An 11,702-nucleotide genomic window follows, 5' to 3' on the forward strand; every position below is an offset into this window, starting at 1 on the left:
CAGCGCCCCTGCAAGCCCCTGCCAGATCCTCCACGCGCGGGAACACCGCATGTCCGGGTGCGTGTAGGTAGGGTGTCATGGCCCATCATGAGGATCACACACGGGAGGAGGTGTGAACAGGTGGTGTCGGTGCCCGCTGGGCTGCGCCCGGGCGCCGGCGCGGGCGTGCGGCTGCCCGCGTTGGCGGCTCAGGTCGGCGCGGTTTTGGCGGAAAGCCCGGATGGTCGCTCGGGAGTCCCAGACGTGCTGGTCACCGGTGTGACGCTGCGCGCCCAGGACGTGCTGCCCGGTGACTTGTTCGCCGCCCTGCCCGGCTCGTCGACGCACGGCGCCCGGTATGCCGGCGACGCGATCGAACGCGGCGCCGTCGCGGTACTCACCGACGGCGCCGGCGTCGCCGAAATGGGCGTTCAGGCCGTGACCGCGCCGACATTGGTGCACCCGGCGCCCCGCAGCGTGCTCGGCGCGTTGGCCGCCACGGTGTACGGAAATCCGTCCGAGAAGATCACGGTCGTCGGGATCACCGGAACGTCCGGCAAGACGACCACGACCTACATGGTCGAGTCCGGTCTGCGGGCCGCCGGGCGGGTGGCGGGGCTGATCGGCACCATCGGCATCCGGATCGACGGCGCCGACATCCCCAGTGGGCTGACCACTCCGGAGGCTCCCGCGCTGCAGGCCATGTTCGCGGCGATGGCCGAACGCGGGGTGGACACCGTCGTCATGGAGGTGTCCAGCCACGCGCTGACGCTGGGCCGGGTGGACGGCACCGGATTCGCGGTGGGTGGATTCACCAACCTGTCCCGCGACCACCTCGACTTTCACCCCAGCATGGCCGACTACTTCGAGGCCAAGGCACTGCTGTTCGACCCGGACTCGCCGCTGCGCGCCCGCAGCGTCGTGGTGTGCATCGATGACGACGCCGGGCGCGCGATGGCCGCCCGGGCCGGCGACGCGATCACGGTCAGCGCCGCTGACCAGCCCGCCCACTGGCGCGCCGTGGACGTGGCGCCGATGGGCGCCGCGGGACAGGAGTTCACCGCTGTAGACCCCGCCGGCGTGCGCCACCGGATCGGCATCCGGCTCCCGGGCCACTACAACGTCGCCAATTGCCTTGTTGCACTGGCGATCCTCGACGCGGTCGGAGTTTCTCCCGAACAGGCGTCGCCGGGACTGCTGGAAACCCGGGTCCCCGGGCGACTGGAGGAAATCGACTGCGGCCAGGATTTTCTCGCCCTCGTCGACTACGCCCACAAGCCGGGCGCGTTGCGGGCGGTGCTGACCACCCTGATGCAGCCGGACCGCCGGCTGGCGGTGGTGTTCGGCGCCGGCGGTGACCGCGACCCGGGCAAGCGGGCGCCGATGGGCGAAATCGCTGCCGAACTGGCCGATTTGGTCGTCGTCACCGACGACAACCCGCGCGGTGAGGATCCGGCGGCAATCCGCCGCGAGATCCTGGCCGGGGCGGCCGAAGCCGGCGGTGCGGCCGAGGTGGTCGAGATCGCCGACCGGCGGGCGGCGATCAGGCACGCGGTCGACTGGGCGGAGCCCGGTGACGTCGTCGTTGTCGCGGGCAAGGGCCACGAAACCGGGCAGCGCAGCGGCGGGCAGACCCGGCCGTTCGACGACCGGGTGGAGCTCGCAGGGGCCCTGGAGGCGCTCGGGCCCCGGGGGGCACGCGGATGATCGACCTCACCGTCGCCCAAATCGCCGAGATCGTCGGCGGCACACTGGCCGACATCTCGCCGGCGGAGGCCGCGGAACTCCACGTCACCGGCACGGTTGAGTTCGACTCGCGGGCCGTCGGCCCGGGCGGGCTGTTCCTGGCGCTGCCGGGGGCGCGCTCCGACGGCCACGACCACGCGGGCTCGGCGGTAGCGGCCGGCGCCGTCGCCGTGCTGGCGGCCCGGCCGGTCGGGGTCCCCGCGATCGTGGTGACGCCGCGTCCGGCGCCTGAGGGACGGGCCGGCGTGCTCGAGCACGACGCCGACGGCTCCGGGGCCGCGGTGCTGACCGCGCTGGCCAGGCTGGCCAGGGCCGTGGCCGCCGAACTGGTGGCGGGCGGGCTGACCATCATCGGGATCACCGGCTCGTCGGGGAAAACCTCGACCAAGGACTTGGTGGCCGCCGTCCTCGAGCCGCTGGGGGAGGTCGTGGCCCCGCCCGGGTCGTTCAACAACGAGCTGGGCCACCCCTGGACGGTGTTGCGCGCGACGCGGCGCAGCGACTACCTGGTCCTCGAGATGTCGGCACGCCATCCCGGCAACATCGCCGCGCTGGCCGAGATCGCCCCGCCGGCCATCGGGGTGGTCCTCAACGTCGGCACCGCGCACCTGGGCGAGTTCGGCTCCCGCGACGCCATCGCTCGGACCAAAGCCGAACTGCCCCAAGCGGTTCCACTATCCGGAGTGGTAATCCTCAACGTCGACGACCCGGCGGTGGCCGCGATGGCCGATGCCACCGCGGCCCGGGTGGTCCGGGTCAGCTGTATCGATCCGGGGCCCCCAAACAGCCCGGATGTCTGGGCCGACGGAGTGTCGCTGGACGAACTGGCCAGGCCGCGCTTCACCTTGCACGCCGGAGGCGACACCGTTGAGGTCCGGCTCGGTGTGTACGGCGACCACCAAGTCACCAACGCGTTGTGCGCCGCCGCGGTCGGCCTGCAATGCGGCGCCACCGCCGAGCAGGTGGCCGCCGCGCTGGCCGGAACGGGGCCGGTATCGCGGCACCGCATGCAGGTGACCACCCGCGCCGACGGCGTCACGGTGATCGACGACGCCTACAACGCCAACCCCGACTCGATGCGAGCCGGCCTGCAGGCGCTGGCCTGGATCGCCCACGGCGGCGCCCATGACAAGAACAAGCGGGGCTCGAGCGCCCGGCGCAGCTGGGCGGTGCTCGGCGAAATGGCCGAGCTCGGCGAGGACGCGATAACCGAGCACGATCGCATCGGCCGGCTGGCGGTGCGCTTAGATGTGTCTCGACTCGTTGTCGTGGGAACCGGGAGGTCGATGAGCGCCATGCACCACGGAGCGGTCATGGAGGGCTCGTGGGGCTCAGGGGCCGATCAAGGGGCCGATAGGGGGGCCGTCACCGTGCCCGACGCCGACGCCGCCCTGGCCTTGTTGCGGGCCGAGGTGCACCCCGGCGACGTGGTCCTGGTCAAGGCGTCGAACGCGGCCGGGCTGGGGGCGTTGGCCGACGCGTTGGCCTCGGATGACTCTGCTAACGGGGCGAGCCCGTGAGACAGATCCTCATCGCAGTCGCCATCGCGCTGACCGTGTCAATCCTGTTGACCCCGGCGCTGATCCGATTGTTCACCAAGCAGGGATTCGGCCATCAGATCCGCGAGGACGGCCCGCCCAGCCACCAAACGAAGCGCGGCACGCCGTCGATGGGCGGAGTGGCGATTCTGGCCGGCATCTGGGCGGGTTACCTGGGCACGCACATCGCCGGGCTGGCGTTCGACGGGGAAGGCGTATCCGCGTCGGGTCTGCTGGTGCTGGGGCTGGCCACCGTGCTGGGCGGTGTCGGCTTCCTCGATGACCTGATCAAGATCCGCAGGTCGCGCAACCTCGGGTTGAACAAGACGGCCAAGACGGTCGGGCAGATCGTCGCCGCGGTGCTGTTCGGTGTGCTCGTGTTGCAGTTCCGCAATCAGGCCGGCCTGACGCCGGGCAGCCCGGATCTTTCCTACGTGCGTGAGATCGCCACCGTCACACTGGCTCCGGCACTGTTCGTGCTGTTCTGCGTGGTGATCGTCAGCGCGTGGTCCAACGCGGTCAACTTCACCGACGGCCTGGACGGGCTGGCCGCGGGCTGCATGGCGATGGTCACGGGTGCCTATGTGTTGATCACCTTCTGGCAGTACCGCAACGCATGCGTCACCGCGCCGGGCCTGGGCTGCTACAACGTGCGCGATCCGCTGGACCTGGCGCTCATCGCGGCCGCCACCGCCGGCGCCTGCATCGGCTTTTTGTGGTGGAATGCCGCGCCCGCCAAAATATTCATGGGCGACACCGGCTCGCTGGCGCTGGGCGGCATCATCGCGGGGTTGTCGGTGACCAGCCGCACCGAGATCCTCGCCGTCGTGCTGGGTTCGCTGTTCGTCGCCGAAGTCACCTCCGTCGTGCTGCAGATCCTGGCCTTTCGCACCACCGGGCGCCGGGTGTTCCGGATGGCGCCGTTCCACCACCATTTCGAATTGGTCGGCTGGGCCGAAACCACGGTGATCATCCGCTTCTGGCTGCTCACCGCGATCACCTGCGGTCTGGGCGTGGCCCTGTTCTACGGTGAGTGGCTAGCCGCGATCGGCGCGTAATGAGCGGTCTTGACCCCTTGGTGCCGGGCGCGCCGGTGTTGGTGGCCGGCGGCGGTGTGACCGGCAAGGCAGTGCTCGCGGCCCTGAGCCGATTCGGTGCGTCGGCAACCCTGTGCGACGACGACCCGGCCACGCTGCGCCAGTACGCCGAGAGCGGAGTGCCGACCGTGACGGCGTCGACGGCCGCCCAACAGGTCTCCCAATACGCGCTGGTGGTGACCAGCCCCGGTTTCTCGCCGGCCACGCCGCTGCTGGCCGCCGCGGCCACGGCGGGCGTGCCCATCTGGGGTGACGTGGAGTTGGCCTGGCGGCTGGACGCCGCGGGCCACTACGGGCCGCCGCGCCGCTGGCTGGCCGTGACCGGCACAAACGGCAAGACGACCACGACGTCGATGCTGCACGCCATGCTGACCGCCGACGGGCGAAGCAGCCTGTTGTGCGGCAACATCGGCAGCCCGGTGCTCGAAGTCTTAAACGAGTCCGCTGAGCCCTCGGACCTCCTCGCCGTCGAGCTGTCCAGTTTCCAGCTGCATTGGGCGCCGTCGCTGCGGCCCGAGGCGGGCGTCGTGCTCAACATCGCCGAAGACCATCTGGACTGGCATTCCACGATGGCCGAGTACACCGCGGCCAAGGCCCGGGTGCTCAATGGCCGGGTGGCGGTGGTAGGCCTGGACGACGGCCGGGCCGCCGCGTTGCTGGACACCGCGGCGGCACCGGTCCGGGTAGGCTTCCGGCTCGGCGAACCGGCCACCGGCGAACTCGGTGTGCGCGACGGCCAACTGGTTGACCGCGCCTTTGCCGACGACCTGGCCCTCCTGCCGGCCGAGTCGATTCCGGTGCCGGGCCCGGTCGGGGTGCTCGACGCCCTGGCCGCGGCGGCGCTGGCGCGCTGCGTCGGCGTGTCCCCTGAAGCAATCGGGGCCGCGATCACATCATTCCGGGTGGGCCGGCATCGGGCCGAGGTAGTGGCCGTCGCCGACGGGATCAGGTACGTCGACGACTCCAAGGCCACCAATCCGCACGCCGCCGAGGCGTCGGTGCTCGCGTATCCGCGGGTGGTGTGGGTGGCGGGTGGTTTGCTGAAGGGCGCATCCGTTGACGCCGCGGTCGCCAGGATGGCCTCGCGGCTGGTCGGAGCGGTGCTCATCGGCCGAGATCGCGAAGAGGTTGCAGAGGCGTTATCGCGACACGCGCCGGATGTCCCCGTCGTCCAGGTTGTGACAGGCGAGGATGCTGGTATGGATGCGACTGCTGTGGTGTCTGGTGCAGATGTGACAGAAGTGAAAAATTGGGACGGAGATCTCGGTGCTCGCGTCATGACCGCGGCCGTTGCCGCGGCCCGAAACCTGGCAAAGCCGGGTGACACGGTGCTGCTGGCACCGGCCGGCGCGTCGTTCGACCAGTTCACCGGTTACGCCGATCGTGGCGACGCGTTCGCGGCCGCCGTGCGTGCGGCGATCCGGTAGGCGGGTATGGGTAACGCGCTGACCCGGCTACTGGGGCGGGATAAGGGCCGGGGCAAGGACGGCAAAGAGACCTCCACGCCTGAGCGGGTCGAGGACGCCACCGACCCGACGCACGCGTCCACGGAGGCTCTCGAAACCGCCGACACGTCCCCGATCAAGGTCGACACAAAGGTCGACACCAAGGTCGACACCAAGGCCGACACCAAGGCCGACCTCGCGGCCAAAACGAGCGGTCTGCGCGGCCGGTTCGGCACCTGGCTGGGCCGACCCATGACCTCGTTTCACCTGATCATCGCCGTCGCCGGGTTGCTGACGACGCTCGGACTGATCATGGTGCTGTCGGCCTCCGGCGTACGGTCCTACGACGCCGACGGGTCGGCGTGGGTGATCTTCGGCAAGCAGGTCTTGTGGACGGTCGTCGGCCTCATCGGGGCCTACATCTCGATGCGGATGTCGGTGCGGTTCCTCCGGCGGGTCGCCTTCACCGGCTACGTGGTCACGATCATCTTGTTGGTGCTGGTGCTCGTTCCGGGAATCGGCAACCTGGCCAACGGCTCCCGGAAATGGTTCGTGATCGCGGGCTTTTCGATGCAGCCGTCCGAGTTGGCGAAAATCGCCTTCGCCATCTGGGGTGCGCACCTGCTGGCGGCCCGCCGCATGGAGCGGGCATCGCTACGCGAGATGCTGATTCCGCTGGTACCCGCCGCGGTCATCGCGCTGGCGCTGATCGTGGCCCAGCCCGACCTCGGGCAGACGGTGTCGCTGGGCATCATTCTGCTGGCCCTGTTGTGGTACGCCGGGCTGCCGCTGCGGGTATTCGCCACCTCGCTGCTGGCGGTCTTCGTCGCGGGCGCGGTTCTGGCGATGTCCGCGGGGTACCGATCGGACCGGGTGCGGTCCTGGATGAACCCCGAGAACGACCCGCAGGACACCGGCTACCAGGCCCGCCAGGCCAAGTTCGCGCTGGCTCACGGCGGCATCTTCGGCGACGGCCTGGGCCAGGGCGTCGCCAAGTGGAACTATCTGCCCAACGCTCACAACGACTTCATCTTCGCGATCATCGGCGAGGAGCTCGGTTTCGTCGGCGCTTTCGGGCTGCTGGTCCTCTTCGGGTTGTTCGCCTACACCGGGATGCGGATCGCGCGCCGGTCCGCCGACCCGTTCCTGCGGCTGCTGACCGCGACCACCACGATGTGGGTGCTGGGCCAGGCGTTCATCAACATCGGCTACGTGATCGGGATCCTGCCGGTCACCGGCCTTCAGCTGCCGCTCATCTCTGCTGGCGGAACATCAACGGCCGCAACACTTTTCATGATAGGGATCATGGTCAACGCGGCTCGCCATGAACCGGAGGCGGTGGCCGCGTTGCGAGCCGGGCGCGTCGACAAGGTGAACCGGCTGCTGCGGCTGCCGCTGCCCGAGCCGTATGTGCCGACCCGGCTGGAGGCGTTTCGCGATCGCAAACGTGTCCGCCCGCCACCGGCCAAAGCGGGGGCACCCCGGAACGCGCCCAGGAAGCCCCAGGCGCCCGCCCGGAAGCCTTCGCGGGAACCCGATCCGCCGCTGCGGCCGGCGTTCGGGCGAGCAGCTGCCCGGCCGGTGCCGCGGGGAGGGCATCATGTATCTGGCTACGCCGGTCAGGGAGCCGGCCAGCGTCAGACACGGCGCGCACGTGCATTGGAAGGTCAGCGTTACGGGTGAACGACACGGTCAGGGAGCCGGCCGGCGGGCTGGGGGCAAGCCCCTCGCCCGCCGGTGCCGCATCATCGGTCAATTCCACTTCGTCGGTCAATTCCACTTCGTCGGTCAATTCCACCCTGTCGATAGTGCTCGCCGGCGGCGGCACCGCCGGCCATGTGGAGCCTGCGATGGCCGTCGCCGACGCGCTCGCCGCGCTGGATCCGCAGGTCCGGATTACCGCCTTGGGCACCCGACGCGGGCTGGAGACCAGGCTGGTGCCCCAGCGCGGCTATCGCCTCGAGCTGATCACGCCGGTGCCGCTGCCGCGTAAACCCAACGGCGACCTGGCCCGGCTGCCACCGCGGGTGTGGCGTGCCGTCCGGGAGACCCGAGCCGTGCTCGACGCCGTCGACGCCGACGTGGTGATCGGTTTCGGTGGGTATGTGGCGCTGCCTGCCTACCTCGCCGCCCGCGGCATCCCCGGACTGCAGCGCCGCGTCCCGGTCGTCATCCACGAGGCAAACGCCAGGGCCGGGATCGCCAACCGGGTCGGCGCCCGCATCGCGGACCGGATCCTGTCCGCGGTCCCGGATTCGGGGCTGCGCCGCGCCGAGGTGGTCGGGGTGCCGGTCCGGGCTGCCATCACCGGGCTGGACCGCGCGGCGTTGCGCGCCGAAGCGCGCAAGCACTTCGGCTTCGCCGACGACGCGCGGGTCTTGCTGGTGTTCGGCGGTTCACAGGGCGCGGTCTCGCTGAACCGCGCCGTGTCGGCGGCCGCGGCCGGGCTGGCCGCCGCGGGCGTGGCGGTGCTACACGCCCACGGGCCCAAGAACACCCTCGAACTGCGCACACCCGACCCTGGCGATCCGCCGTACGTGGCGGTGCCGTATCTGGAGCGAATGGATCTGGCGTACGCCGCCGCCGATCTGGCGATCTGCCGGTCCGGGGCGATGACGGTCGCCGAGGTCTCAGCCGTCGGGCTCCCGGCCATCTACGTACCGCTGCCGATCGGCAACGGCGAGCAGCGGCTCAACGCGCTGCCGGTGGTCAACGCCGGCGGCGGCATGATCGTCGCCGATCCCGACCTGACCCCGGACCTGGTGGCCCGGCAGGCCGGCGGGCTACTCAACGACCCGGACCGGTTGGCCGCGATGACGGCGGCCGCCGCGCGGGTGGGACATCCCGAGGCAGCGCGCCAGGTGGCTCAGGCGGCGTTGGACATCGCAAAAAGGGCGCGCGCGTCGCGGAGACGCAAGTGAACGGCGAAGAGTTACCGCCCGAGCTGCAGCGGGTGCACATGGTGGGCATCGGGGGAGCCGGAATGTCGGGCATCGCCCGCATCCTGCTGGACCGGGGCGGACTGGTGTCCGGATCCGACGCCAAGGAGTCGCGCGGTGTGCACGCGCTGCGGGCCCGGGGCGCACTGATCCGCATCGGACACGAGGCGTCGTCGCTGGATCTGTTGCCCGGCGGGCCCACGGCGGTCATCACCACTCACGCCGCCATCCCGAAGACCAACCCCGAGCTCGTCGAAGCGCGGCGGCGCGGCATTCCGGTGGTATTGCGCCCCGCCGTGCTGGCCAGCCTGATGGACGGGCGCACCACGCTGATGGTCACCGGTACGCACGGCAAGACGACGACGACCTCGATGCTGATCGTGGCCCTGCAGCACTGCGGACGGGACCCGTCCTTCGCGGTCGGTGGGGAGCTGGGGGAGGCCGGCACCAACGCACACCACGGCAGCGGGGACTGCTTCGTCGCCGAGGCCGACGAAAGCGACGGCTCGCTGCTGGAGTACACGCCCAACGTCGCAGTGGTCACCAACATCGAGACCGATCATCTGGACTTCTACGGCAGTGCGGACGCCTACGTCGAGGTGTTCGACTCCTTTGTGGAGCGGCTTGCTCCCGGGGGAGCGCTCGTCGTGTGCACGGATGACCCCGGTGCGGCCGCGCTGGCCCAACGCACCGCCGAGCTGGGAATCCGGGTGCTTCGCTATGGCTCCGGTGACCAGCCAGGCGAACCCTTGGCCGCCAGGCTGTGGTCGTGGGTGCAACAGGGCACCGGAGCGGTCGCGCAGATCGAGCTGGCCCCAGAACCCCACCCACGCGTGATGCGGCTGTCGGTGCCCGGGCGGCATATGGCCCTCAATGCGCTGGGCGCGCTGCTCGCGGCGATCGAGATCGGCGCGTCGCCCGATGAGGTGCTCGACGGGCTGGCCGGCTTCGAGGGCGTGCGCCGCCGATTCGAGCTGGTCGGAACCTCTGGAGTCGGCAGGGCGTCGGTGCGGGTGTTCGACGACTACGCGCACCATCCCACCGAGATCAGCGCCACGCTGGCGGCGGTCCGCACGGTCCTCGAGCAGAGCGGCGGCGGTCGCAGCATCGTGGTGTTCCAGCCCCACTTGTATTCGCGGACAAAGGCTTTCGCCGCCGAGTTCGGTCATGCGCTGGATGCCGCCGACGAGGTGTTCGTCCTCGACGTCTACGGCGCACGCGAACAACCGCTGGCCGGTGTCAGCGGAGCCAGCGTCGCCGAGCACGTCAGCGTGCCGGTGCGCTACCTGCCGGATTTCTCCGCGGTCGCCGAGGAGGTGGCGGCGGCCGCCGGCCCCGGCGATGTCATCGTCACCATGGGTGCGGGCGACGTGACCTTGCTGGGGCCGGAGATCGTGACCGCGCTGCGGGTGCGGGCCAACCGCAGCGCGCCGGGCCGCCCGGGGATCCTGCGATGACCGAGCCGATCGACGCCACACCGACCGACGTCGTGGCAGACTCGCCCGACGCCTCGCCCGATGCTGAGGCCGATTTGGCCGCCGACGGCGTGATCACCGAACCGCTCCCCACCGGGGCCGTGGGCCAGACACAGCCGGATCAAGGCGAATTCGAGGGGCCACGCCGGCGGGCCCGTCGCGAACGGGCCGAGCGCCGCGCCGCGCAGGCTCGCGCCAGAGCCATCGAGGAAGCTCGCCGCGAGGCCAAACGAAGGGCCAGCGGACGCGTCGTCAAGCAGCCCAAACCGGTTGCGCGTGGCGTTGTTCGGGGCCTGAAAATGCTGCTCGCAACGGTGGTGTTGGCCATCGTCGGGGTCGGGCTCGCGCTGATCCTCTACTTCACGCCCGCGATGTCGGCACGCAACATCGTCATCACCGGGACCGGGTCGGTGACCCGCGAGGAGGTCCTCGACGCGGCGCGGGTTCGGCCCGGAACGCCGCTGCTGCAGATCAACACCAACCAGGTGGCCGACCGGGTGGCGGCGATCCGGCGAGTGGCCAGCGCGCGAGTGCAGCGTCAGTACCCATCGGCGCTGCGCATCACCATCGTCGAGCGGGTTCCCTTGGTGGTCAAGGATTTTTCCGACGGCCCGCACCTCTTCGATCGCGACGGGGTCGACTTCGCGACGGCGCCGCCGCCACCGGCGCTGCCCTACATCGATGTCGACAACCCCGGGCCAACCGATCCGGCGACCAAGGCGGCGCTACAGGTGCTGACCGCGCTGCGCCCCGAGGTCTTGGGTCAGGTGGGCCGGATCGCGGCGCCATCGGTGGCCTCGATCACGCTGACGCTCGGCGATGGGCGAGTGGTGATTTGGGGGACCACCGACCGCACCGAGGAGAAGGCCGAAAAGCTGGCCGCGCTGTTGACGCAGCCCGGAAGAACCTACGACGTGTCCAGCCCCGACCTGCCGACCGTGAAGTAGTCGCACCCGCGCGAGTGTGAAGCCAGTTTCACGCTCGACGCCGAACGTGACGCCAGTCTCAGGCTCGACCGCAGAAAAAATTTTGCGCAGCGCGCCTCGGCGCGCCTGCGGGGTTAGCGCCCGTCGTACCCATACCGTTGCGTTTGCGCGGAACTACTTGACATAACTCTAAGCCTGTGGTTGAGGTTGAGGGTTTGCCAGGCGGACACACCGAGTCCCATCAGGGAGGAAGACGTAATGATGACCCCCCCGCACAACTACTTGGCCGTAATCAAGGTTGTGGGTATCGGTGGCGGCGGCGTCAACGCCGTCAACCGGATGATCGAGCAGGGCCTCAAGGGCGTGGAGTTCATCGCGATCAACACCGACGCCCAGGCGCTGTTGATGAGCGATGCCGACGTCAAGCTCGACGTCGGCCGCGACTCCACCCGCGGACTGGGCGCCGGCGCCGACCCAGAGGTCGGGCGCAAGGCCTCCGAAGACGCCAAGGACGAGATCGAAGAGCTGCTGCGGGGCGCGGACATGGTGTTCGTCAC

At 70.2% G+C, this 11,702-nt stretch carries 8 protein-coding genes and 1 pseudogene; all 9 read left to right on the forward strand.

The features are described from left to right. Positions 1–87 precede the first annotated feature (87 nt). Positions 88–1,686, forward strand: coding sequence for a UDP-N-acetylmuramoyl-L-alanyl-D-glutamate--2,6-diaminopimelate ligase (locus tag ACLP4W_RS18665; RefSeq protein WP_442388428.1), 1,599 nt, complete (start codon positions 88–90; stop codon positions 1,684–1,686). Then, on the forward strand, positions 1,683–3,245 hold the full coding sequence (locus tag ACLP4W_RS18670) for a UDP-N-acetylmuramoyl-tripeptide--D-alanyl-D-alanine ligase (protein WP_442388430.1): 1,563 nt from the start codon (positions 1,683–1,685) through the stop codon (positions 3,243–3,245). Before ACLP4W_RS18665 ends, ACLP4W_RS18670 begins: the two co-directional genes overlap by 4 nt. Next, entirely contained in the window at positions 3,242–4,321 is a 1,080-nt protein-coding gene (gene mraY / locus ACLP4W_RS18675) for a phospho-N-acetylmuramoyl-pentapeptide-transferase (protein ID WP_442388432.1), read from the forward strand. Before ACLP4W_RS18670 ends, mraY begins: the two co-directional genes overlap by 4 nt. Further along, a complete protein-coding gene (gene murD / locus ACLP4W_RS18680; RefSeq protein ID WP_442388434.1) occupies positions 4,321–5,787 on the forward strand; it encodes a UDP-N-acetylmuramoyl-L-alanine--D-glutamate ligase in 1,467 nt (488 codons plus the stop codon). Before mraY ends, murD begins: the two co-directional genes overlap by 1 nt. A 6-nt stretch (positions 5,788–5,793) precedes the next feature. Continuing rightward, positions 5,794–7,488 carry a putative lipid II flippase FtsW gene (gene ftsW, locus ACLP4W_RS18685; RefSeq protein WP_442388436.1) on the forward strand — a complete coding sequence of 565 codons (1,695 nt, stop codon included), beginning with the start codon at positions 5,794–5,796 and terminating at the stop codon, positions 7,486–7,488. After that, positions 7,485–8,726 (forward strand): undecaprenyldiphospho-muramoylpentapeptide beta-N-acetylglucosaminyltransferase, encoded by a 1,242-nt coding sequence (murG, locus tag ACLP4W_RS18690; RefSeq protein WP_442388438.1) that lies wholly within the window; start codon positions 7,485–7,487, stop codon positions 8,724–8,726. The genes ftsW and murG overlap by 4 nt, the downstream gene beginning before the upstream one ends. Next, positions 8,723–10,201, forward strand: coding sequence for a UDP-N-acetylmuramate--L-alanine ligase (gene murC, locus ACLP4W_RS18695; RefSeq protein ID WP_442388440.1), 1,479 nt, complete (start codon positions 8,723–8,725; stop codon positions 10,199–10,201). The genes murG and murC overlap by 4 nt, the downstream gene beginning before the upstream one ends. Then, positions 10,198–11,166 (forward strand): cell division protein FtsQ, encoded by a 969-nt coding sequence (gene ftsQ / locus ACLP4W_RS18700; RefSeq protein WP_442388442.1) that lies wholly within the window; start codon positions 10,198–10,200, stop codon positions 11,164–11,166. Before murC ends, ftsQ begins: the two co-directional genes overlap by 4 nt. Before the next feature lie 240 nt (positions 11,167–11,406). After that, positions 11,407–11,702: pseudogene (locus ACLP4W_RS18705) on the forward strand (cell division protein FtsZ); the annotation flags it as partial.

It is taken from the genome of Mycobacterium sp. (assembly GCF_052145595.1).
Taxonomy (GTDB): domain Bacteria; phylum Actinomycetota; class Actinomycetes; order Mycobacteriales; family Mycobacteriaceae; genus Mycobacterium.